Below are 20,860 nucleotides of genomic sequence, written 5' to 3'. Positions count from 1 at the left end.
TCGGAATTACCGGTGCACGCCCAGCATCGCGGTCAGGCCGCCGTCGATGGGCAGCACCGCGCCGGTGATATAGGCGGCGGGTTCGCTCATCAGAAACGCCGCGAGGCCCGCGATCTCTTCCGGCTTCGCGAAGCGTCCGGCCGGGATCTGCTTTTCCATGGTGTCGCGATAGGCCGCGTAGGGGGCCATCATGTCCGTGTCGATGAAGCCCGGCGCGATCACGTTGACGGTGACGTTGCGCTTGGCGGTCTCGACGGAGAGCGTGCGGCAATAGGAGATCAGCGCGCCCTTGGAGGCGGCGTAGGCCGCGTTGCCGGGATTGCCCTGGAGCGCCGCCACGGAGCCGATCGCGACGATGCGCCCCGCCCGGGCGCGGACCATGCCGCGCATGAGGGATTTGGCGATGCGGGTGAGCGACCAGAAGTTCACCTGCATGGCGGCTTCGGCCTTGTCCTGCTGCATCATGGCGGCGAGCGCATCGTAGGGCTGGCCCGCATTGTGGACGAGCCCGAAGAAGCTCTCGCCCTCCAGCATCCCGCAGAAGATTTCGAGGGCCGCCTTGTCGGCGAGGTCGATCTCATGCGCCCTGGCGCTGCGGCCGGGATGAGCCTGCATCACCTCCTCGGCCAGCGCCTTCGCGGCATCGCCCGACGAGCGATAGGTGAAATCCACGTCGTGGCCGGCCGCCGCGAGCGCGCGCACGATGGCGGCTCCGACGCCTTTGCCGCCGCCGGTGACGAGAATGCGCGTCATGAGTTTAAGCCCCCTTGGGCTCGGCCCCGAAGACGAGGCAGGTGTTCTGGCCCCCGAAGCCGAAGGAATTCGAAAGCACGAATTTCACATCCGCATCGCGCGCGACATTGGGCACCACGTCGAGCGGGATCGCGGGATCGGGCACCTGATAGTTGATCGTCGGCGGCAGGCGGCCCGTGGCGAGCGTCAGCAGCGACATCACCGCCTCCACCGCGCCCGCGGCGGTGAGCGTGTGGCCGATCATCGACTTGTTGGAGGAGATCGGAAGGCTTCCCATGCGCTCGCCGAATACGGCCGTGCAGCTCATGGCCTCCATCTTGTCGTTCTCGGGCGTCGAGGTGCCGTGCGCGTTGATGTAGCCGATCTCGTCGGGCGTGACGCCCGCGTCGTCGAGCGCCTGGCGGATGGCCGCGATCGCGGGCGAGCCGTCCGGGGACGAACGGGTCCGGTGGAAATGATCGCCCTTCTCGCCGCAGCCGAGCACATAGCCGAGGATCGTCGCGCCCCGCGCCTTCGCGGTCTCCGCATTCTCCAGAACGAGGGCGGCGCCGCCCTCGCCCATCACGAAGCCGTCGCGGTTCTTGGAGAAGGGCTTCGAGGCGCCCTCCGGGGTCTCGTTCTGGGTGGAGAGCGCCGAGAGCAGGGAGAAGCGGATGAGCGATTCCGGATTGACCGATCCGTCCGTGCCGATGCAGAGCGCCGCATCCGTCTCGCCCCGGCGGATCGCCTCGACGCCGAGCTGGATGGCGGTGGCGCCCGACGAGCAGGCGGTCGAAAGCGAGATCGGCGAGCCCTTCGTGCCGAAGCGGTCGGCGACCCGGTCCGCCACGGTGCCGAAGATGAACAGGTCGTGCCAGGCCTTGAAGCGGCCGGTCGCCGCAGCCTGCAGGAGATCCTTGTAGGTGATCTCGCCCGCCTGCCTGGAGGCCTCGGCCAGCGCCTTGCGCTGCGGCCATTCCATCTCGACCGGCGGCACGGCGATGAACAGCGCGCCCGGAAAATCGCCCGACGCCAGTCCGGACTGCCCGACGGCTTCATCCGCCGCGAGGACAGCGAGGCGCTCGGAGAGCATCGGGGCGCAGAAGGGCTCCACGTCGATGAAATCGATGGTGCCCGCGATCGTGGTGCGCAGGCCTTCCGTGGGGAAGCGGTTGATGCGGTGAATGCCCGATTGCCCCGCCGTCAGCGCGGCCCAGGTGGCGTCCTTGCCCTGGCCGAGAGAGGTGACCACGCCGATGCCGGTGACGGCGACGAGCGGACGGCCCTGTTTGTCGCGAAGCGCCATGCCGTTCTCCTGTTCAAGCCTTGGTGAGCCGCAGGGCGCCTTCGCCGCGCCAGTGACCGATCGAGGTCACGAGGGCGTCGTTCGCCTTGGCCTCAGCGATGAGGCCCGCCGCAAGCGCCACGCCCGCGGGCGCCTGAGCCTCCATGGCATGGCCGATCACGTCGCCGGTCGCGTAGAGGGCGGCTCCCGGCGCGATGTCCTTCAGAGCGGCCTGCTCCTCTTCCGTGATGCCCTGCACGCCGGTCGCGCCGGAGATCACCACGTCGGGCTTGCCCTGAAGCTGCCCGGAAAGGCCGCGGAGCGCCCGCTCGACGCTGCCTGGCTGGCGGCGGGAGCGGTCCGACGCGACGCCCGCGAGGGCCGCGAGCGGCCTGGCGCCGCGCTGTTGCGCATGGTCGCGGGCTTCGAGCACCAGGAAGCTGGCGGCCGAACCGAGAATCATGCCGCCGCCTTCCGCGGGGCGGCTCCAGACCGGCCGGTAGGGCTTCTTCCAGAGGAATCCGCCCATCTCGTAGATCAGCAGCACGTCAGGCCGCTCGGCATTGTAGGCGCCGCCGACGAGGAAGATGTCGTCCTGGCCCGAGGCGATGCGCTGACGGGCGATGCGGATGGCGTCCACGCCGCTCGATTCCTCGCCCATGAAGGTGCGCGATCCGCCCGTGACGCCGTGCACGATGGAGATGTTGCCTGCGAGCAGGTTCGAAAGCTGAGCGAGAAAGAGCGTGGGCCTGAGGTCGCCCATCAGGCGCTCGTTGAGAAACACGCCGGGATCCCCGGCCGTCCGGAGGCCCGTCAGGATCTGCCCGTCGACCGCGTAATCGCGCTCGCCTCCCCCGGCCGAAACGATGAGCTGCATGCGGCTTTTAAGCCCCGCATCGTCCTTCGCGCCCGCCGAGTCGAGGGCCAGGCCCGCGGCATAGCAGCCGAGCCTCTGCCAGGCCTCCATCTGCCGCTGGTCGGATTTCTTCGGGATCTGGCGGTCCCATTCCAGCGCCGTCGCCCGATGAACGGGATGGGGCGCGAAGGTCTCGCTGTCCGTGCTGGGTGTGCCGGACAACGCGGCCAGATGCGCGTCCAGGCCCTCTCCCGCGCAGGAGACGATACCGATTCCGGTGATCACGACGTCACGCATCCTGGATCTCCCCTATCAGGCCGATGCGCCGGGCCTGAGCCCGCATCTGGCCGTCCATGCCGTCCGGGAAAGGCATGATCCTGAACCGCAGCTCAGCATCGCAGATCGGCTTGCCGTCGGCCAGGATCTTGGCCTTTGTCACCGCATAGCCCGAGCCTTCATGCTCGAGCTGGGCCTGGACCGTGAGCACCGTGCCGGGCCCCACGAAGGTGCGAAAGCGCGCCTTGTCCACGGCCATGAGGAACGGCATGTGGGTGAAGCCCATGAGGCCGAGCACGAGATAGCCGGAGGCCTGGGCCATGGTCTCGGTGAGCAGGACGCCGGGCACGAGCGGATGTCCGGGGAAATGCCCCTCGAAGACGGGGCTTTCCTGCGGCACCGTGGAGGTCGCCTCGATCCGCTTCGCGTCGCGGTCGAGGGACACCACCCGGTCGATCATTTCAAAATATTCGAGGCGCATCCCGATCCCGGTCTCTCTCGTTCCCGGCGGGCGGTCCAGGAAAAGGAATCCATGAGGCGGGGCTCTGGAATGGATCGCCTCTTCGGGCCGGCCTCAGGTCGGTCCGGCCCACCGGGATGGACGTCTTGTGGTGGTTCAAGCCTGACGCTTCAAGCCTGCTTGGCGGCCACGAGCGCGTCGATGCGCGCCACGAGGTTCTTGAGAACGAAGTATTCCTCGGCCGGAGCCTTGCCCTCGTTGACTTCCTGGGTCCACTGCTCGAGGGGCAGCTTGATCCCGAAGGCCTTGTCGATGGCGAACGCGATATCGAGGAAGGCGAGCGAGTCGATGCCCAGATCGTCGATGGCGTGGCTCTCGGGCGTGATCTGCTCGCGCGGAATGTCGGCGGTCTCTGAAATGATGCCGGCGACGGTCTCGAAGGTGGACGACATGACGCCGCTCTCCTGAAATGCTTGACTCTCAACGATTCCGCCGCCGCCGGACCCTATCGGGCCCAGATCCAGCCGCTCTTTTCGTCAAGGAGGGTTGTATCGGAACGCTCCCCTTACACGACGGGGACCTCAGCGGCAACCGATTGGTTGCGTCCCGGCTCTTTCCTGATCGCCGCACGATGGCAGAACCTGCGGCAAAGGTTAAGAGGGAGGCCGATTGATTAATCCGTTTCGATCGTCGATAAGGGCCCACCCGGCGCCCCCAAGGCTCCTGATCTCACTGGCAGAATACGATTTCGAGACCGGATCAACGTGCTCAACAGGTTCCGCAGACCTGCCGTTCGTCGCGCCCGACGCATGGCTCGCATCGCCCGATGGGACAAACCCGTCCAGGGCACCTTCGGCCGCTTGTGCGCCTGGGCCAACATGCTCCTCGTCGACCATGGGGTCTTCCGCCTGGTCTACCTGAACAAGCACCGGGTCACCGACCGGCTCTGGCGCACGGCCCAGCCGGCTCCGCACCAGATCGAGGCGCTCAAGAAGAAAGGCGTGCGCACCATCGTGAACCTGCGCGGGGGGCACGAGCACGGCTCCTGGCAGCTTCAGAAGGAAGCCTGTGAGCGCCTGGGCGTCAATCTCGAGGAATTCGTCATCCGCTCCCGCGGTGCACCGGACCGGAAGTCCCTCCTCACGGCCAAGGACTTCTTCGAGCGCATCGAATATCCGGCCGTGATGCACTGCAAGTCCGGGGCCGACCGGGCGGGCTTCATGGCGGCCCTCTATCTCGTCCTGCACGAGGGCCGGAGCGTGGACGAGGCCCAGCGGCAGCTCCACATGCGCTACGGCCATTTCCGGTTCTCGAAGACCGGCATCCTCGATGCGTTCTTCGATTCCTATCGCCGCGACGGCGAGGCCAGGGGCCTGTCGTTCCTGACCTGGCTGGAAACCGTCTACGACGCCAAGACCCTCGAGCGGGATTTCCGCCCGGGCTTCTGGTCGAACCTGCTCGTGGACAAGATCATGCGGCGGGAATAGCGCATCGTGCGGACCCGGCGGGCCGCGCGAGCGAAAAGGGCACCCGGTTTTCCGCAGCAGGCGATGTGCTGTTCTCTAGAGCCTTTTCCATGAACTTCGGTTCATGGAAAAGGCTCCTGTTGTTTGAGAAAGACGCCTTTTCTTCGCAAAACCCGGCATCCACTTTTGCGGAAAAGGCTCTAGCGGAAAGGCGCGGCGCAATCCGGGCGGGGTAAGGCCTTGCGTCGAAACGTCCGGGCTCAGGAATTTGCCGCCCAGCTCGGCTCCAGATCGTCCGACAATTGCAGCCGGTGCAGGCGGGCATAGGTGCCCCCCCTGGCGATCAGGGCCTCGTGCGGCCCCATCTCGATGACGCGTCCCGCCTCCATCACGACGATCTTGTCCGCGTCGCGCACGGTCGAGAGACGGTGGGCGATGACCAGGGTCGTGCGGCCCTTCATGAGCTTGCCGATGGCGGCCTGCACCAGGCGCTCGGATTCCGAATCGAGCGCGCTCGTGGCCTCGTCCAGCAGCAGGATCGGGGCGTTCTTCAGGAAGGCGCGGGCCAGCGACACGCGCTGGCGCTCGCCGCCCGAAAGCCGCCCGCCGCCGGGGCCGACCATCGTGTCGTAGCCGTTCGGCTGCTTCATGATGAAGTCGTGGGCGGCCGCGGCCTTGGCGGCCTCGACGATCTCCTCCTCGGTGGCGCCGGGGCGGCCGAAGGCGATATTGGCCCGGATGGTGTCGTCGAAGAGCACCACGTCCTGGCTCACCACCGCGATGGCCTGGCGCAGGCTCGCCAGCGTCACGTCACGGATATCCTGGCCGTCGATGAGGATCGCGCCGTCCGTCACATCGTACAGGCGCGGCACGAGGGAGAGCAGGGTCGATTTGCCGGAGCCGGAGCGTCCGACGAGGGCGGTGGTGCTGCCGGCCTCCGCCGCGAAGTCGACGCCGTCCACGGCGGTTGCATCGCCGGTATAGGAAAAGGACAGGCCGGCGAAGCGGATCTCGCCGCCTTTCAGGGCGAGCGGCTTCGCGGCCGGCCTGTCCTTGATCAGGGGCGCCTCGTCCATGACCGTGAAGGTGCGCTGCAGGGCGGCGGCCGCCTCCTGCACGATGGCGTTGAGATTGCCGAGCGCCCGGATCGGCTGAGCCGCCAGGAGGAGCGCGCTGACGAAGCCCGTGAAATCGCCGACGGTGCTGCTGTTGGAGAGGATGCGCTGGCCGATCAGCACGAGCACCGCCGCCACGGCGACGCCGCCGCCGACCTCGAGCAGGGGATCGAGGCGCCCGCGGGCATTCGCGCCCTTCATGCGCAGGCGGCGGATCTCGTCGAAGGTGCTGGCCGCCTTGTCCTTGAGATAGCCCTCCAGCCGGTAGGTCTTGGCGAAGCGGGTGCCGGCGAGGCTCTCCGTGATGAGTCCCGCCATCTGGCCGGTCTGCTCCTGGGTGGACGTGGCGACGCGGCGCAGCTTGCGGCCGATCTTCTCGACCGGATAGATGAAGAACGGCATGGTGATGCCGGCCACCAGCGTCATCATCGGGTCGATCCAGATCATCGCGCCCACCAGGGCGATCACCGTGGAGACCTCGCGCAGGAACACGGTGGAGAGGCGGGTCAGCGCCTCCTTGATGAACATGAAGTCGGTGGTGAAGCGCTGGGTCAGCGCAGCCGGACTCTCCCGCCCGATCTGGGCGAGATCCGCCTCGATCATGTGGCCGTAGAGCCTGGTCTGCATGTCCGCCTCGATGCGCGTCACCACCTTGTTGGTCAGGATGGTGAGCGCCAGGAGGGAAAAGCCCTTCACGGAGGTGACCGCGATCACGAAGAGCGGCGCGAGGTAGATCGCCGTCATATCCTTCGTGTCGAACGCGTCGAAAGCCGCCTTGATGAGAACCGGGTAGAGCCCCGTCGCGCCCGACACGAGACCGACGAACACGAGCACGGCCACCAGGGCCCTGGAATGCGGACGCATCCATTCGCGCCAGAGGCGCTTGACCAGGGGGGCGGTGCTGCCGCGGATCGGACGTGTGCGGGCCATCGGAATGCTTGGTTCTCTCGTGATTTCGCCTCGCGAGTTACCACGCGATCCCCTGAGCGGCAAACCCTTCCGCCTCCGGGCCACGCTTTGCCGGCAAAATCGCCCTCCCCTCGACAGGCCCGGCGTTCTGTGGCTGAATTTCCATGATCCGGAGAGGAGACCGGCCGTGCCCTTCGAGACTTGGCTCGCCTTCACGGCAGCCGCCGCCGTGCTGCTCGTCATCCCGGGGCCGACCATTCTGCTGGTCGTCTCCTATGCGCTCGGACAGGGCTGGCGCACGGCCCTGCCCATGGCGGCCGGCGTCGCGCTCGGCGATTTCACGGCCATGACGCTGTCTCTTCTGGGCCTCGGCGCGCTGCTGGCCGCATCGGCAACGGTGTTCACGGCCCTCAAATGGATCGGGGCCGCCTATCTCGTCTGGCTCGGCATCAAGCTCTGGCGCGCCGGCGGAAACCTCGACGTGACGCCCCGCACGGACGCCGCCTCATCCCTGAAAATGCTCGGCCACGCCTGGCTCGTGACCGCCCTCAACCCGAAGGGCCTCGTGTTCTTCGTGGCCTTCCTGCCGCAGTTCATCGACCCGAAGCTCGCCTTTCTGCCGCAGGTGAGCCTGTGCGCCGCGACCTTCCTGATCCTGGCCTTCACGAACGCCTTCGCGTATGCGCTCGTCGCCGCGCGGGCCCGGCGGATCATCAGCAACCCGCGCACGGTCGGCCTCGTCAACAAGACCGGCGGCAGCCTGCTGATCGGCGCCGGCATCGCCACCGTGGCCCTGAAGGCGGGGCAGTCCTAGAGCATCGAACGTGGGAAGTGGGCACCGGTTTTGCGTGAAAAGATGCTCCGGCAAGGAGAGCATCGAACGCGGGAAGCGGGACCCGGTTTTGCGTGGAAAGATGCTCAAGATCAAAATGTTACAGCGTCGGACGTGAAATGGAACTCACGCCCGACGCTGTAGCGGGCGTCACACCGCCTTCAGGTATCGCATCGGCTTGCCCGGCGCGATCATCTCGGCCGCCGCGATGATCCCTTGAGCGTCGATGCCGAAATGGCGGTAGAGATCCTTGATCGTGCCCGTCTGGCCGAAATGCTCCACGCCCAGCGAGCGGGTGCGATGGCCCATGACGGAGCCCATCCAGGCGAGCGTCGCCGGATGGCCGTCGATCACGGTCACGAGCCCGCAATGGAGAGGCACGTCGGCCAGCAGGCGCTCCACATGGGATCGCGCATGGACGAGGCCGCGCTCGCGGGCGCGCTGGGCCGCGGTCCAGCCCGCGTTGAGCCGGTCGGCGGACGTGATGGCGAGCAGGCCGATGTCGCGCCGGTCCTCGGCCATGAGGCCGACCGCCTCGATGGCTTCGGGCGCGACCGCACCCGTATAGGCGACGACCACCTGGGCGTTCGGCCCGGGTTTGCGCAGCCAATAGGCCCCGGCCATGATGTCGTCGGCGAGCTCCTGCGTCATCGGGCGCTGGGGCTGTTCGAGGCTTCGGGTGGAGAGGCGCAGGTAAACCGAGCCGCCGGTCTCGTCGCGCAGCCACGTGGTCTCGTTCGGCTCGCCCTCCCCGTTGCGCTGCATGTAGTCGAAGGCCCAGCGCATGATCACGGCGAGCTCGTCGACGAAGGCCGGCTCGAACGACGCCAGGCCGTCCTGCGCCAGGCCGACGAGCGGCGTGCCGATGGATTGGTGCGCGCCGCCTTCCGGGGCCAGCGTCACGCCGGAGGGCGTGGCGACCAGCATGAAGCGGGCGTCCTGATAGCAGGCATAGTTCAGCGCGTCCGCGCCGCGATAGATGAACGGATCGTAGAGCGTGCCGATGGGAATGAGCCGCTCCCCGAACAGCGAATGCGAGAGCCCCAGGGCGGACAGGGTGATGAAGAGGTTCATCTCCGCGATGCCGAGCTCCAGATGCTGGCCCTTCGGCGAGAACTCCCAGTTATAGGTCGAGGGAATCCGCTCCTTCTTGAAGGTATCGACCAGGCTGTTGCGGGCAAACAGCCCGCGCCGGTTCACCCAGGCGCCCAGATTGGTCGACACGGTCACGTCCGGCGCGGTGGTGACGATGCGGTCCGCCAGCGCCTGATCGGAGCGGGCGAGCTCGTTGAGGATGAGCCCGAAGCCCTGCTGGGTCGACATGGCCGGATTGGCCGGGAACGAGAGCCTCTCCGGCACCGGCACCTGCGGGGCGGAATAGCGCCGCCGTCCCTTCTGCACGAAGGGCACCTTCTTCAGAAAATCTTCGAGCTCGGCCCGGGGGATCGCGACGCCCTCGAACTTGTCCCATTCATGGTCCGGGCGCACGCCCTGGGCGGCGCGCCAGGCCTCCATCTGGGTCGGCGTCAGCAGGCCCGAATGGTTGTCCTTGTGGCCGGCCAGCGGCAGGCCGAAGCCCTTGATCGTATAGGCGATGAAGCAGACCGGACGGTCGTGCGTCCGCGCCTGCTCGAAGGCGTCCAAGAGACCCGGCAGGTCGTGCCCGCCGAGATTGGACATGAGGCGCGCCAGCTCCTCGTCCGTACGCTTCTCGATGAGGCGCGTGACGGGGCCCTGATCGCCGAGATCGTCGAGGAGGCGCTTCCTCCACGCGGCCCCGCCCTGGAAAGTGAGCGCGGAATAGAGCTGGTTCGGGCAGGTATCGATCCAGGCCCGCAAGCGCTCGCCGCCCGGCTCGGCGAAGGCCTCCTGCATGAGCGAGCCGTATTTCAGGATCACCACGTCCCAGCCGAAATTGCGGAACAGCGCCTCGAAACGCTCCCAGAGGCCCTCGCGGATCACGGCGTCCAGGCTCTGGCGGTTGTAGTCGACGATCCACCAGGTGTTGCGCACGCCGTGCTTCCAGCCTTCCAGCAGCGCCTCGAAGATGTTGCCCTCGTCCATCTCCGCATCGCCCACGAGCGAGATCATGCGGCCCTCGGGCCTGTCCTTGGCCCAGCCATGGGCCTTCACGTAATCCTGCACGAGGCTCGCGAAGAGCGTCTGGGCGACGCCGAGGCCCACCGAGCCCGTGGAGAAGTCCACGTCGTCCCCATCCTTGGTGCGGGAGGGATAGGATTGCGCGCCCCTGTAGGCGCGGAAATTCTCCAGCTTCTCACGGGTCTGGTTGCCGAAGAGATACTGGATCGCGTGGAAGATCGGGCTCGCATGGGGCTTGACCGCCACCCGGTCCTCGGGACGCAGTACGGAAAAATAGAGCGCCGTCAGGATCGTCGAGAGCGAGGCCGAGGAGGCCTGGTGCCCGCCGATCTTCAGCCCGTCCTCGTTGGAACGCAGGTGATTGGCGTTGTGAATCGTCCAGGTCGACAGCCAGAGCACCTTGCGCTCGAGCTCCGCCAGAAAACGAAGATGCCGGGCGTCGGCCATGAGAATCCTCCCGGGCGGCGCAAGACCGCATCGCGATTGTTGTGTCGTTTTCTTAGCAGGAGAAGGGCCGTTCCGCATCCACCCTCTCGCCGCGGCCGCCCTCCGCCTGCAGCCGTCGACGCCTTGGAAGCCATGCGTTCGGAAGACGGAGGCCCCTGAGACAAGCGTGAGAAGGACCGCGAGCCGATGGTGACGGAGAAGCCTTCGAACGGGGCGCCGGACAGCAAAAAGGCCGCCCGAAGGCGGCCCTTTTGGAAATTGGAGCGGGCGAAGGGATTCGAACCCTCGACCCCAACCTTGGCAAGGTTGTGCTCTACCCCTGAGCTACACCCGCACGCTCCGCGATGCGGCAAGGCATCGTTGCGAGGCCGCTGATTTGCCCCAAATCGGTTCGCTTGGCAAGGGGCTTTTCGGGGCTTTTCGGGGGGTCTCGCCAAACTTTTTGACGCGGCGCTTGAGCCTGCGGGTCCGGGCCGGTAGAAGCCGGTGATCTGTCGGAGTTTCCTGTCTTGGCCCACCTTTCTCCCAAAGAACTCCTCGATCGCCTCGACGCGCTGGGAATCCCGTTCGAGACCGTCGAGCACGAGCCCGTATTCACGGTCGCCGAATCGAAATCCGTCAAGGAGCAGGTGCCGGGCGCTCATTCCAAGAACCTGTTCGTGAAGGACAAGAAGGGGCGCTTCTTTCTCATTTCCGCCAAGCACGACACCGCCATCGACCTCAAGCGCACCCACGAGGCCCTCGGGGCTTCGGGCCGCCTCTCCTTCGGCTCCGCCGACCAGTTGCGCACCATGTTGGGTGTGGAGCCCGGCTCGGTGACCGCCTTCGCGGTGGTGAACGATACGGAAGGCAAGGTGACCATGGTGCTCGACGCCAACCTGATGGAGCACGAGCGCGTGAACTTTCATCCCCTGGTGAATTCCATGACCACTGGCGTGTCGCGGGAGGATCTGGTGAAGTTCCTGCGCGCGACAGGCCACGACCCGCTGATCCTGAAGCTGCCGGAGCCGCCTGCGGATTTGCCAGACAACGGTCGAGCTCCCATCTAGGGACAGACCTTCTTTTCACGATCACCCTTCGAGGATCGCATGTTGACCGATACCCCCTCCTCCGGAATGCCGTCCGACGATCTCGTGAAGGACACCACCACGGCCGATTTCCGCCAGGACGTGCTGGCCGAATCGATGAACCGCCCCGTGCTGGTCGATTTCTGGGCTCCTTGGTGCGGCCCCTGCAAGCAGCTCACCCCCGTCCTGGAGAAGGTGGTGCGCGCCGCCGGCGGCAAGGTGAAGCTGGTGAAGATGAACATCGACGATCATCCGCAGATCGCGGGCCAGCTCGGGGTGCAGTCGATTCCCGCCGTCTTCGCCTTCCAGCGCGGTCAGCCGGTGGACGGCTTCATGGGCGCCCTGCCGGAGAGCCAGCTGAAGGCGTTCATCGAACGCCTCGTCGGCCCCTTGGGCCCCGGCGCCACGGAAGAAATCTTGAGCGAAGCGGACCAGCTCGCAGCCGCCGGCGACATGGCGGGCGCGGCCGAGCTCTATGCCGCCGTGCTTGCACAGGAGCCCGACAATACGGCGGCGCTCGCGGCGCTCGTGAAGCTCCATGTTGATGTCGGCGATCTCGAAGGCGCGAAGCGCTTCCTCGCCATGGCGCCCGCCGCCAAGGCGAACGACCCGGCGATTGCCGGCGCGCGGGCCGCCGTGGAACTTGCCGAGCAGGCGGGCTCCCTGGGCGATGCGGCCGACCTTCAGCGCCGGGTCGAAGCCGACCCGCTCGATCACCAGGCGCGCTTCGATCTGGCGATCGCCCTCAACGCGCGCGGAAAGCGCGAGGAAGCGGTCAACCACCTCCTTGAAATCGTCCGCCGCGACCGCAATTGGAACGACGACGGCGCACGCAAGCAGCTCGTCCAGTTCTTCGAGGCCTGGGGCCCGATGGACGAGATGACCATCGCGGGACGGCGGAAGCTGTCCTCGCTTCTGTTTGCCTGACGTCGCTCGACGTCAACGGGGAGATCGGCATGGGAATGAACGCGGTATACCGGGGGCCGGAAGATTGCCCGTCGGTCATTCCCGTTTTTCCCCTTCCCGGCGCGCTGCTGCTGCCGCGCGGGCAGATGCCGCTCAACATCTTCGAGCCGCGCTATCTCTCCATGGTGGACGAGGCGCTCAAGGGCGACCGGGTGATCGGCATGATCCAGCCGGACGCGGACAGCAATCCCAATTCGGTCGTTCCCAGGCTCTATTCCGTCGGCTGCGCGGGCCGCATCACCCAGTTCGCCGAGACCGGCGACGGCCGCTATCTCATCACGCTGATCGGCATCGCGCGGTTCCGTGTCGAGGAGGAATTGCCGCCCGTCGAACTCTTCCGCCGCTGCCGCGTGAGCTTCGGGCCTTTCGGGAACGACTTCATCGCCCGCGCGGGCGAGAACGAGGTGGATCGGAACGGCGTCGTCAAGGCTCTTCGCGACTTCGTGGATGCCGCCCATGTGAAGGTGGATTGGCGCGGCATCGAGGAAGCGCCCAACGAGGCGCTGGTCAATGCGTTGTGCATGATGAGCCCCTTCGGCGTGCGCGAAAAGCAGGCGCTCCTCGAAGCGCCGAACCTGAAAACCCGCGCGGAAGTTCTCATCGCGCTCACCGAGATCGAGCTCGCCCGCGGCGGCGTCAGCTCCGATTCGACGCTGCAATAGGGTTGAAAACGATGTCCGCAGAGACGAATGCCTCGCCCCACACCGATGCTCCGCAGCCCGTCGAGGCGACGCGCATCGACCCGAAGCTCCTCGAGCTTCTCGTCTGCCCGCTCACCAAGGAAACCCTGGAGTACGACGCTGCGCGCCAGGAACTGATCAGCCGGCGCGCCAAACTCGCCTATCCCATCCGCGACGGCATCCCGATCATGCTGCCGGAAGAGGCGCGGCAGCTGACGGATTAAAGGGCCCGTCGCTCCGGAGCAGGCCATGCCGAACCTGCACTATTCCCGAGAGGGAGAAGCCGTCCCGGGATGACGGAGGGTTGATTTCGAAGGAAGCGGTATGTGCCGGACCAGACGATCATGGTGCGCTAAGCGTCAGAGCCCGATTCGGACCGTTTGGCGGGGCCGTCCTTGAGGCGCTCCCGCCGTTTCAGCTCTCTCTCGATGGCATCGCGGATGAAATCGAGGCGGACCTCGTCGGGACGTAACGTCGCAGCAATGCGTTCCGCCATCTCATCGGAGAGGGGCAGCGTGATCCGCGTCTGAAATTGCTTTTTGCGACCCACTTTAGACGGCTTTTTACGTCCAACCTTGGATGGAGTGACGTATATACGAAATTGAGTCAAGCGGGCCTCTTTTCGTCAATTTTTTTATCGTATCTATGATTGACGGAAGTATCATACATATCTTATCGCTTCAATCATATGTACGATTTGAGGGCGGGAATGGCTCAACTCATTTCGGAGATGACGCTCCCGCGCGCAATCATTCTCCTCCTGGGCTTCGCCCTCGCGGTTAAGCTGATCGCGGTCCTGGCCAACGCGAAAAAGACGCCTCTGGGCGACGATGACGACGAGCCTGTGGGCGGATGAAACGAGGATGAGCCCGCCTTCGCACTCACGATGCTCCCACGGCTGACGGAATAGCGCTAAACTCGGATCGGGACCCCAAGCAAATCAGGTTGGGCACATCATGGCTCGCAGGATGGATAATCGCCGCGATTGGAGCCTGCTGCCGTTTGTCATCGTGACCGGCCTGTTGATCGGCGGGGCTCTCGGCTTCGCCATCAAGGTCTTGGGACCAACGCTGGAATCCATGGCGTCCAACCCGACAAGGGCGCCGAAATTGCCGCCGTGATCCTCGAGCCTTCTCACGTTTCAGACATCTGCGGCGCCTGACGGCGGACTGAGAACTGTTGCCCCAATTTGTGGATCGGCCCATGTCTTCGGCTCAGCCGCATTTTTGAACGGCGAGCCGGCGCCCCTTCGCCCGAACAGGCTCTATGCCCTTTTTGTCCGCGGCCGGTCGCAAGCCCGCCACGCATGATATATGGAGGCCACCTCAGTCCGACGTGTCGAAAAGCAGGAGTTCTGACATGTTTGTCGTGCCTCGGCCGCCCTCGAACGAAGCAGAGCGCCTCAAAATTCTTTTCTCCTGCGGAATTCTCGACACGGAGAAGGACGAGCGCTTCGACCGAATCACCCGTCTGTCGGCGCAGTTCTACGATGCCGACGCCGCCTTCATCGGCTTCGTCGACGACAGGACCCAATGGATGAAGTCCGTTCATGGCGGGGGCATCGCGCCATGGGCCGACCGGGACCAGACGATCTGTCAGATCGTGATCGCATCCGGAAAGCCCCTCGTGATCGGCGACCTGCAGTCGGATCCTCGTCTTCAGGGCCATCCGGCTCTTCCTCGGCTGCCGTTCCGTTTCTATGCCGGCGTGCCCCTCATGACGGAGGATCGCGTCGCCGTCGCGTCGCTGTGCGTTCTCAAGCACGCTCCCCAGCCGGCAGACGAATTCGAATTGTCGCCTCTTCAGGACCTCGGCGCGATCGCCATGGATGAGCTGGACCTGTGGCGTCGCAACCAGGACCTGAGGCGGCTTGCGGACACCGACAGTCTCACCGGCCTGGCCAATCGCCGCGCCTTCGACGCAGCTCTCGACCGCGCCTGGCGGCGGTTTCAGCGGACACGGCGTCCCCTGTCCCTGCTGCTGGTCGATCTCGACCGCTTCAAGCTCCTGAACGATTGTTGGGGGCATCAGGCCGGGGACGAGGCTCTCCGGCGCTGTGCTCCGATATTGTCGGAAGCCGGCAGCGGGTCCGACGACCTGGCGGCCCGTTATGGAGGCGAGGAATTCGCGTTGATTCTTCCGGATGCCGACGGCGCCCAGGCCTTGGAGACGGCCGGGCGGGTGAGATCGTTGCTGGCCTCGGCCCGGATCCCCCACCCTCACGGCATCGATGACCTCGTCACGGTCAGCATCGGCATCGCAACACTTGGTCCCGAACTTGACCCCGGACTTGACCCCGGACTTGGCCCCGAAATTGGCCCCGAAATTGGCCTCGACAGTGCCGGAAGCCCGGAGACCTTGATCGCTCGGGCCGATGCGGCTCTTTATCGGGCCAAGCAGCAAGGCCGCGACCGCAGCGTCGTTTACACCGCCGCTTGAAGTGCCCCGCCTCGTCGCCGCTCATGGAGCATCGGACGTGACATCGAACCCACATCCGATGCCTTGCCCCTTGTGGTTTTGAGCATCTTTCCACGCAAAACCGGTTCCCGCTTTTCACGTCCGACGATCGAGCCGGACCGGCCCAAGTGGGACGAACCGGCACGCAAGAAAAAGGGCCGCGCCAGAACTCTTGGATGGTTCTGGTCAGCGGCCCTGTACCGTCATGCCCCCACGGCAGATATAGGGATATTTGATTCGTTCGGTGTACGACAATAGAGCGAACGCTACCTCTGAAGAGGTAGATCGAAGGATCTATCGAGTTTTCCGATTAATCGTATAAATTGAACCCATCGACCGCTTTTTGCCCCTACGGTCGTGCACTTCAAAGCGCCCCCGTGGCGCTCTTCTTTTACACCGGAACCTTGAAAGACGGCGATGAGCGCGAGGATTGCGCAGCATGCCTGCGTCCGGCTCCCTGTGCCGACAGGATTGTGAGTCCTCGAGCGCGTCGTTCTTGCGGAAAACCGGATCCGCTTTTCGCTCGCGCGGCCCGCTGGGTCCGCACGATGCGCTAGCGGCGATGCCATGAGATTTTCCCGCATGACGAAGCCACGCCGGAGCGACCGGTGCGGCTTCGCCGGTTCATCAACGGAGCCGCTGTCGTTACCCGCTCATGAAGCTCGGTAGAACGAGGACGATCGACGGAAAGATCGTGATCAGCACGAGCAGGAGCATCAGGACGAAGAAGTACGGTATCGCCGCCTTGGTGACGGTGATGATGTTCTTGCCCGTGATGCTCTGCAGGACGAACAGGTTGAATCCGACGGGCGGGGTGATCTGCGCCGCTTCGATCAGGACGACGATGAAGATTCCGAACCAGATCAGATCGATGCCGGCACTCTGCACCATCGGCAGCATGACCGACGACGTCAGCACGATGATGGAAATGCCCTCGAGGAAGCATCCCAGGATCAGCATGAAGACCGCTAGAACCGCCAGAAGCACATAGGGCGAGAGCTGCATCGCGTCGACCCAGGCGGCCAGCGTTCTGGGAATGTCGACGAACGCGACGGCGATCGACAGGCAGGCGGCGCATCCGATGATGAACGAGATCATGCACGAGGTGCGGACCGCCGTCATCAGGCTGTCCATGAAGCTCGCCCAGGTCAGGGTTCTGCTGAACGCCGCAAGGATCAGGGCGCCGACGACCCCGAACATCGCAGCCTCCGTCGGCGTCGCAATGCCCCCATAGATGGAGCCGACGACCAATCCGATCAGCAGCGCAACGGGGATGAGGCTCCGGGACTTGTTGATCCGCGCGAGAAGGCCGATGCGCGGCTCCGGCGGCGGGAGCTTCTCCTTGTTCAGCAGGCTCCAGATCGCCGTGTAGCCCATGAACAGCAGGATCAGGACGAGCCCCGGAAGAACGCCTGCGATGAAGAGCCGGCCGATCGACTGCTCGGCGGTGACCCCATAGACGATCATGACGATCGAGGGCGGAATCAAGAGGCCCAGGGTTCCCGATCCCGCAAGGGTCCCGATCGTCATATTCAGCGGGTAGCCGCGCCGGGTGAGCTCAGGGACGCTCATGCGGCCGATCGTGGCGCAGGTCACGGCCGACGAGCCCGCAACGGCCGCCATGATGCCGCATCCGATGACGTTCACGTGCAGCAATCCGCCCGGCAGGCGCGACAGCCAGGGCGCCAGCCCGCGAAACATGTCCGACGACAGGTTCGTCCGGAACAGGATCTCTCCCATCCATACGAAGAGCGGCAGCGATGTCAGCGCCCACCCCCAGCTCGAATCCCACAAGGTCGACGCAATGAGAGACCCCATGGGCGCGGTCGTGAACAGCTCCATGACGGCCATGCCGACGATGAGGAGCGCCACCGAGACCCAGATTCCGGAAGCCAGCAATCCGAACGTGAGGACGACGAGAACGACAGAGGCTAAAATGGTCTGATCCATCAATTCCTCCTAAGCCACGGGCCTGTCGTCTTGCGCCGGATCGTCCACATGGTCGTAGCGGGGCTTTCGTCCCCCGATGACCCAGAACAGTTCGTCGAGAAGCGCGACCGCGAACATGGTCACGCCGAAGGCCATGCCTGCCTGGGGAATCCAGAAAGGCATCGCCAGAAGCCCGGGACTCACGTCATGAAACTCGTATGACTGCACGGCGAGCAGAATGACGTTCCATGACAGGTAACACACGGCCAGGGATGCGATCAGGCAGTTGAAGATCTCGACGGCGCGCCTGGTGCCGCCGGACAGGCGCTCGATGACGACCGTGATGCGCACGTGTCCTCCATGGCCGAAGGTATGGGCGAGACCGAAGAAAGTGGCGGCGGCGAGGCAAAGCCCCGCCGCCTCCGTCGCATCGATGGTGACGCCTTTCATGCGCCCGATGATCTGGGTCATGATGGCGACGGCGATTCCAACCAGAAACACCGCTGCGATGTAACCGCTGAAAAGATAGAGCTTGTTCAGGATGGGCCTGATCATGAGCGGCGTTCTCCTTTTGGCCGATCGAAGGCTTCAGGCCTTTTCACTTCAATGCAGCCTGGTACTGCTCGTAGACGGCTCTTTCCTCCGCATTGGCGTCTTTCAGCCAGTCCTGAACCATCTCCTTGCCGATCTCGTCGATTTTATCGAGAACGTCTTTGGGAGCCTGAGCGATCGTTACGCCGTGATCGCGCAGAACCTGCTCGCGCTCGGCGCTGGCCTCCTTGGCCATCTGCCAGCCGCGATCGGTCGCGGCAGCACCGGCATCCATGACGATCTTCTGCAACTCCGGATCAAGTGCGCGCATGGCCCGTTCATTGACGATGATCGCATTCTTGTTGTGCATCGTGCCGGTATAGGTGAAGTTCTTCACGTAGTCCCAGACCTGAACGTCCGTCCCACTCTGGGCGCTCGTCCACAGCGCCTGAATCATGCCCGTCGCAAAAGCCTGCGGGACTTCCGCAAACGGCAGGATCAGGGATTCCATGCCGAGCTTCTCGCCCATGATCTGGGTCTGCTTGGAATAGATGCGGAGCTTCTGGCCCTTGAGATCGGCGAGCGAGGTTACAGGCTCCTTCGTGAAGAACCCCTGCCCCGGCCAGGCGACATAGGCGATGACCCGCATGCCGTTCTTGCCGAAAAGCTTGTCGTAGAACGGCTTCTGAAACTCCATCAGCTTGTACGACTTGTCGAACGTGGGAACGACGCCGGGAATGTTGTCGAGATTGTACATCGCGGCTTCATTGCCGTAGACGCCCATGCGGATATCACCGATCTGCACCTGACCGGACTGCACGGCCCGCTTGATCGCATCGAGCTTGATCAGGCTGTCATGCGGACGCAGATCGATCTTCAGCTTTCCGCTGCTTTTGGTCTCGACCTCCTTGATGAACTCCCGAAGGTTCTTGGTGAAGAAACTGCTTTCCGGATAGCCGGAAGCCATCGTCCAGACAGTCTGGGCGTGGGATGCGGTTGCCGCGACGAGACCGGCTGCCGAAAGCGCCGCTGCGGCAAAATAGGCTTTGAACGACATGATTTTCCCTCTGTTCGCTGGAGTGGCGGACGAGTTCGGGCAGCATTTCTGCGCTGTCTCGTCTCTTCTCTTGAGAACGGCCGCTGCACGGCATCTAGTATGAAAACCTGTCATCAGTTGTCATATATGTCAACCGTCATGGGCCCGGCATATGCGACACGAACAGGGCCTCCGGAAAGTCTTGCCCGCGCATGCGCTCCAAGGAATTCGGCGACAAGGCGCCGGAGCATCGCTCCTCTGCGCCGTCCTAATCCGGAGACTTGTCGCCATTCGGGCGTTTCGGAACGTCGCCGGCTCTCGTCAGCTGCGCGGGTTTTGCGCGCGGTAACGCTCCAGGCTCCCGGACAGGTGGGCCCGCATCGCGTCCCGTGCGGCATTCGCGTTTCGATCGGCGATAGCCTCCACGATGGCGACGTGTTCCTTTTGAAGCGTCGCGTGATATTCCTGATCCGACACCCGCTGGGTCTGCAGGCTGCTCATCCTGATTCTCGGAATGATCTGCGGGCCGATGAAGCTCAGGAATTTCTCGAAATAGGGATTGTTCGTCGCCCGGGCGATCGCCAGATGAAACTCGAAGTCGCCGCGGCCGCCGTCTCCTTGAGCGTCGCTGATCTCCTTGGCGATATCCTTGAGGCGGGCTTTGATCGCCTGAAGCTGCCGGGTATTGCGACGTTCGGCGGCAAGAGCCGCGCCCTCGAGTTCGACGCTCAGCCGAAGCTCCAGAATAGAGAGAATGTCGGCGAGCGCCCCTTCCGATTTCGCATCGAACTCGAAGGGAAGAAGTCTCGTTCTCTCACTGACGAAAACGCCGATGCCCTGTCGCGGGATCACGAGACCGTCGGCCCGTAAGGAGGCAATGGCCTCCCTCACGACCGTCCGGCTGACGCCATATTCCTGGCAGAGCTCGGCCTCGGTCGGGATCCGCGAGCCCGGGGCATAGACCTGCGCTTCGATTTTCTGCGTGAGCTCTTTCGTCAGTTGCGAAGAAAGGCTCTCTTTTCTGCCCAGCATGAGGCTGTTCCTGTTCGAACGCGATTACATTCCACTATACGCTCATATGTATGACATCTGAGCACCGCGCGCCAGTCGACGGTATCGACAGTCTCCCGCCCCGATCCCCCAAGGGAACCGGAGCGGGAATGGACAAGGCCCGACGCCGGGCCGCAAGAGACAGCCGGTCCGGTCTGTCTCAGCCGGACGGCCGGTCGGCCCACAGGATCATCTCGATCTCGACGCTCATCCCGTGAGGGAGACTTGCGGCGCCCATGGACGTTCGGGCATGGCGCCCGGCCTCTCCCAGCACATCGACGAGCAGCTGCGAACAACCGTCGATGACCGCCGGATGCTCGGTGAATCCCTCGACGGCGTTCACCATTCCGGTGAGCTTGACCACGGCGCCGATCCTCTCAAGATCGCCCAGGGCGGCTTTCGCGGCCGCCAGAAGCTGCAGTCCGGCATCGCGCGCATGCAGGCGCGCCTGTTCGACCGAGACATCAAGGCCCACGCGTCCGGTCATGAATCTCCCATCGCCCCTGGTCGCGCCGCGGCCCGAGACGAAGAGGAGATTTCCGGCCCAGCGGAAGGGCAGATAGGCTCCCGCGGACGATCGAAGCGCCGGCAGGGTGAGACCCAACCCGATCAGACGCTTTTCAGGACTCATGGCGCTCGCCCCTTCAGGATCGTTCCATCGGCGGA

22 protein-coding genes and 1 tRNA gene are annotated in these 20,860 nt (G+C 64.7%); 9 read left to right on the top strand and 14 right to left on the bottom strand.

Annotated features, from left to right (window positions below; genetic code table 11):
- Positions 1-6: 6 nt before the first annotated feature.
- From RE429_RS01775 to RE429_RS01755, 5 genes are all read right to left on the bottom strand, one after another.
- A complete protein-coding gene (locus RE429_RS01775; RefSeq protein WP_414472689.1) occupies positions 7-753 on the bottom strand; it encodes an SDR family oxidoreductase in 747 nt (248 codons plus the stop codon).
- Positions 754-757: 4 nt separating this feature from the next.
- Positions 758-2,038, bottom strand: coding sequence for a beta-ketoacyl-ACP synthase (locus tag RE429_RS01770; protein WP_414472688.1), 1,281 nt, complete (start codon positions 2,036-2,038; stop codon positions 758-760).
- Between the two features lie 13 nt (positions 2,039-2,051).
- On the bottom strand, positions 2,052-3,170 hold the full coding sequence (locus RE429_RS01765) for a beta-ketoacyl-ACP synthase (RefSeq protein ID WP_414472687.1): 1,119 nt from the start codon (positions 3,168-3,170) through the stop codon (positions 2,052-2,054).
- On the bottom strand, positions 3,163-3,630 hold the full coding sequence (locus tag RE429_RS01760) for a 3-hydroxyacyl-ACP dehydratase FabZ family protein (RefSeq protein WP_414472686.1): 468 nt from the start codon (positions 3,628-3,630) through the stop codon (positions 3,163-3,165). The genes RE429_RS01765 and RE429_RS01760 overlap by 8 nt, the downstream gene beginning before the upstream one ends.
- A 149-nt stretch (positions 3,631-3,779) precedes the next feature.
- Entirely contained in the window at positions 3,780-4,061 is a 282-nt protein-coding gene (locus tag RE429_RS01755) for an acyl carrier protein (protein ID WP_414472685.1), read from the bottom strand.
- A 312-nt stretch (positions 4,062-4,373) separates the two neighbouring features.
- On the opposite strand from RE429_RS01755, the gene RE429_RS01750 reads away from it, so the two are divergent.
- Positions 4,374-5,096 carry a fused DSP-PTPase phosphatase/NAD kinase-like protein gene (locus RE429_RS01750; protein ID WP_414472684.1) on the top strand — a complete coding sequence of 241 codons (723 nt, stop codon included), beginning with the start codon at positions 4,374-4,376 and terminating at the stop codon, positions 5,094-5,096.
- A 239-nt stretch (positions 5,097-5,335) separates the two neighbouring features.
- On the opposite strand, the gene RE429_RS01745 is transcribed toward RE429_RS01750, so the two are convergent.
- Entirely contained in the window at positions 5,336-7,120 is a 1,785-nt protein-coding gene (locus tag RE429_RS01745; protein WP_414472683.1) for an ABC transporter ATP-binding protein, read from the bottom strand.
- 166 nt (positions 7,121-7,286) lie between these two features.
- Between RE429_RS01745 and RE429_RS01740 the strand changes: the two genes are divergently transcribed.
- Positions 7,287-7,913 (top strand): LysE family translocator, encoded by a 627-nt coding sequence (locus tag RE429_RS01740; RefSeq protein WP_414472682.1) that lies wholly within the window; start codon positions 7,287-7,289, stop codon positions 7,911-7,913.
- A gap of 168 nt (positions 7,914-8,081) precedes the next feature.
- Here RE429_RS01740 and RE429_RS01735 read toward each other — a convergent pair whose 3' ends face one another.
- Positions 8,082-10,478: a transketolase-like TK C-terminal-containing protein gene (locus tag RE429_RS01735; protein WP_414472681.1), complete on the bottom strand. Its 2,397-nt coding sequence runs from the start codon at positions 10,476-10,478 to the stop codon at positions 8,082-8,084.
- A 259-nt stretch (positions 10,479-10,737) separates the two neighbouring features.
- Positions 10,738-10,812: transfer RNA gene (locus tag RE429_RS01730), tRNA-Gly, on the bottom strand.
- Between the two features lie 175 nt (positions 10,813-10,987).
- Between RE429_RS01730 and RE429_RS01725 the strand changes: the two genes are divergently transcribed.
- The 4 genes from RE429_RS01725 to RE429_RS01710 are packed head-to-tail and all read left to right on the top strand — an operon-like array spanning position 10,988 to position 13,415.
- A complete protein-coding gene (locus RE429_RS01725) occupies positions 10,988-11,527 on the top strand; it encodes a prolyl-tRNA synthetase associated domain-containing protein (protein WP_414472680.1) in 540 nt (179 codons plus the stop codon).
- 39 nt (positions 11,528-11,566) lie between these two features.
- A complete protein-coding gene (gene trxA / locus RE429_RS01720; protein WP_414472679.1) occupies positions 11,567-12,472 on the top strand; it encodes a thioredoxin in 906 nt (301 codons plus the stop codon).
- A gap of 29 nt (positions 12,473-12,501) precedes the next feature.
- Positions 12,502-13,173 (top strand): LON peptidase substrate-binding domain-containing protein, encoded by a 672-nt coding sequence (locus RE429_RS01715; RefSeq protein WP_414472678.1) that lies wholly within the window; start codon positions 12,502-12,504, stop codon positions 13,171-13,173.
- 11 nt (positions 13,174-13,184) lie between these two features.
- Entirely contained in the window at positions 13,185-13,415 is a 231-nt protein-coding gene (locus RE429_RS01710; RefSeq protein ID WP_370435732.1) for a Trm112 family protein, read from the top strand.
- A 128-nt stretch (positions 13,416-13,543) separates the two neighbouring features.
- Here the strand turns inward: RE429_RS01710 and RE429_RS01705 are convergent, their stop codons facing one another.
- The gene (locus tag RE429_RS01705) at positions 13,544-13,801 is read right to left on the bottom strand and encodes a hypothetical protein (RefSeq protein WP_414472677.1); all 258 of its coding nucleotides are present in this window, start codon (positions 13,799-13,801) and stop codon (positions 13,544-13,546) included.
- A gap of 99 nt (positions 13,802-13,900) precedes the next feature.
- Between RE429_RS01705 and RE429_RS01700 the strand changes: the two genes are divergently transcribed.
- From RE429_RS01700 to RE429_RS01690, 3 genes are all read left to right on the top strand, one after another.
- Complete coding sequence (locus tag RE429_RS01700; protein WP_414472676.1) at positions 13,901-14,047, top strand: hypothetical protein; 147 nt, start codon at positions 13,901-13,903, stop codon at positions 14,045-14,047.
- 100 nt (positions 14,048-14,147) lie between these two features.
- Positions 14,148-14,312 carry a hypothetical protein gene (locus RE429_RS01695; protein ID WP_414472675.1) on the top strand — a complete coding sequence of 55 codons (165 nt, stop codon included), beginning with the start codon at positions 14,148-14,150 and terminating at the stop codon, positions 14,310-14,312.
- Between the two features lie 238 nt (positions 14,313-14,550).
- The gene (locus tag RE429_RS01690; protein WP_414472674.1) at positions 14,551-15,630 is read left to right on the top strand and encodes a diguanylate cyclase; all 1,080 of its coding nucleotides are present in this window, start codon (positions 14,551-14,553) and stop codon (positions 15,628-15,630) included.
- A gap of 663 nt (positions 15,631-16,293) precedes the next feature.
- Here the strand turns inward: RE429_RS01690 and RE429_RS01685 are convergent.
- From RE429_RS01685 to RE429_RS01665, 5 genes are all read right to left on the bottom strand, one after another.
- The gene (locus RE429_RS01685; RefSeq protein ID WP_414472673.1) at positions 16,294-17,598 is read right to left on the bottom strand and encodes a TRAP transporter large permease; all 1,305 of its coding nucleotides are present in this window, start codon (positions 17,596-17,598) and stop codon (positions 16,294-16,296) included.
- A 9-nt stretch (positions 17,599-17,607) separates the two neighbouring features.
- On the bottom strand, positions 17,608-18,132 hold the full coding sequence (locus RE429_RS01680) for a TRAP transporter small permease (RefSeq protein WP_414472672.1): 525 nt from the start codon (positions 18,130-18,132) through the stop codon (positions 17,608-17,610).
- Between the two features lie 43 nt (positions 18,133-18,175).
- Positions 18,176-19,165, bottom strand: coding sequence for a TRAP transporter substrate-binding protein (locus tag RE429_RS01675; RefSeq protein ID WP_414472671.1), 990 nt, complete (start codon positions 19,163-19,165; stop codon positions 18,176-18,178).
- A 300-nt stretch (positions 19,166-19,465) separates the two neighbouring features.
- The gene (locus RE429_RS01670) at positions 19,466-20,176 is read right to left on the bottom strand and encodes a FadR/GntR family transcriptional regulator (protein WP_414472670.1); all 711 of its coding nucleotides are present in this window, start codon (positions 20,174-20,176) and stop codon (positions 19,466-19,468) included.
- 178 nt (positions 20,177-20,354) lie between these two features.
- Complete coding sequence (locus RE429_RS01665) at positions 20,355-20,825, bottom strand: RidA family protein (protein ID WP_414472669.1); 471 nt, start codon at positions 20,823-20,825, stop codon at positions 20,355-20,357.
- Between the last annotated feature and the right edge of the window lie 35 nt (positions 20,826-20,860).

The sequence above is a fragment of the Microvirga sp. M2 genome (assembly GCF_047497095.1).
Taxonomy (GTDB): Bacteria; Pseudomonadota; Alphaproteobacteria; order Rhizobiales; family Beijerinckiaceae; genus Microvirga.
The sequence above is the reverse complement of the archived record's forward strand: the minus strand, read 5'-3'. Positions and strand labels throughout refer to the sequence as shown.

Excerpts from the sequence above, each read along its gene's own strand:
- RE429_RS01675 (WP_414472671.1), bottom strand. The coding sequence starts at position 19,165 with ATGTCGTTCAAAGCCTATTTTGCCGCAGCGGCGCTTTCGGCAGCCGGT.
- RE429_RS01735 (WP_414472681.1), bottom strand. The coding sequence starts at position 10,478 with ATGGCCGACGCCCGGCATCTTCGTTTTCTGGCGGAGCTCGAGCGCAAG.
- RE429_RS01690 (WP_414472674.1), top strand. The coding sequence starts at position 14,551 with ATGTTTGTCGTGCCTCGGCCGCCCTCGAACGAAGCAGAGCGCCTCAAA.
- RE429_RS01770 (WP_414472688.1), bottom strand. The coding sequence starts at position 2,038 with ATGGCGCTTCGCGACAAACAGGGCCGTCCGCTCGTCGCCGTCACCGGC.
- RE429_RS01700 (WP_414472676.1), top strand. The coding sequence starts at position 13,901 with ATGGCTCAACTCATTTCGGAGATGACGCTCCCGCGCGCAATCATTCTC.
- RE429_RS01765 (WP_414472687.1), bottom strand. The coding sequence starts at position 3,170 with ATGCGTGACGTCGTGATCACCGGAATCGGTATCGTCTCCTGCGCGGGA.
- RE429_RS01710 (WP_370435732.1), top strand. The coding sequence starts at position 13,185 with ATGTCCGCAGAGACGAATGCCTCGCCCCACACCGATGCTCCGCAGCCC.
- RE429_RS01745 (WP_414472683.1), bottom strand. The coding sequence starts at position 7,120 with ATGGCCCGCACACGTCCGATCCGCGGCAGCACCGCCCCCCTGGTCAAG.
- RE429_RS01755 (WP_414472685.1), bottom strand. The coding sequence starts at position 4,061 with ATGTCGTCCACCTTCGAGACCGTCGCCGGCATCATTTCAGAGACCGCC.
- RE429_RS01670 (WP_414472670.1), bottom strand. The coding sequence starts at position 20,176 with ATGCTGGGCAGAAAAGAGAGCCTTTCTTCGCAACTGACGAAAGAGCTC.
- RE429_RS01775 (WP_414472689.1), bottom strand. The coding sequence starts at position 753 with ATGACGCGCATTCTCGTCACCGGCGGCGGCAAAGGCGTCGGAGCCGCC.
- RE429_RS01715 (WP_414472678.1), top strand. The coding sequence starts at position 12,502 with ATGGGAATGAACGCGGTATACCGGGGGCCGGAAGATTGCCCGTCGGTC.
- RE429_RS01685 (WP_414472673.1), bottom strand. The coding sequence starts at position 17,598 with ATGGATCAGACCATTTTAGCCTCTGTCGTTCTCGTCGTCCTCACGTTC.
- RE429_RS01695 (WP_414472675.1), top strand. The coding sequence starts at position 14,148 with ATGGCTCGCAGGATGGATAATCGCCGCGATTGGAGCCTGCTGCCGTTT.
- RE429_RS01665 (WP_414472669.1), bottom strand. The coding sequence starts at position 20,825 with ATGAGTCCTGAAAAGCGTCTGATCGGGTTGGGTCTCACCCTGCCGGCG.
- trxA (WP_414472679.1), top strand. The coding sequence starts at position 11,567 with ATGTTGACCGATACCCCCTCCTCCGGAATGCCGTCCGACGATCTCGTG.
- RE429_RS01680 (WP_414472672.1), bottom strand. The coding sequence starts at position 18,132 with ATGATCAGGCCCATCCTGAACAAGCTCTATCTTTTCAGCGGTTACATC.
- RE429_RS01760 (WP_414472686.1), bottom strand. The coding sequence starts at position 3,630 with ATGCGCCTCGAATATTTTGAAATGATCGACCGGGTGGTGTCCCTCGAC.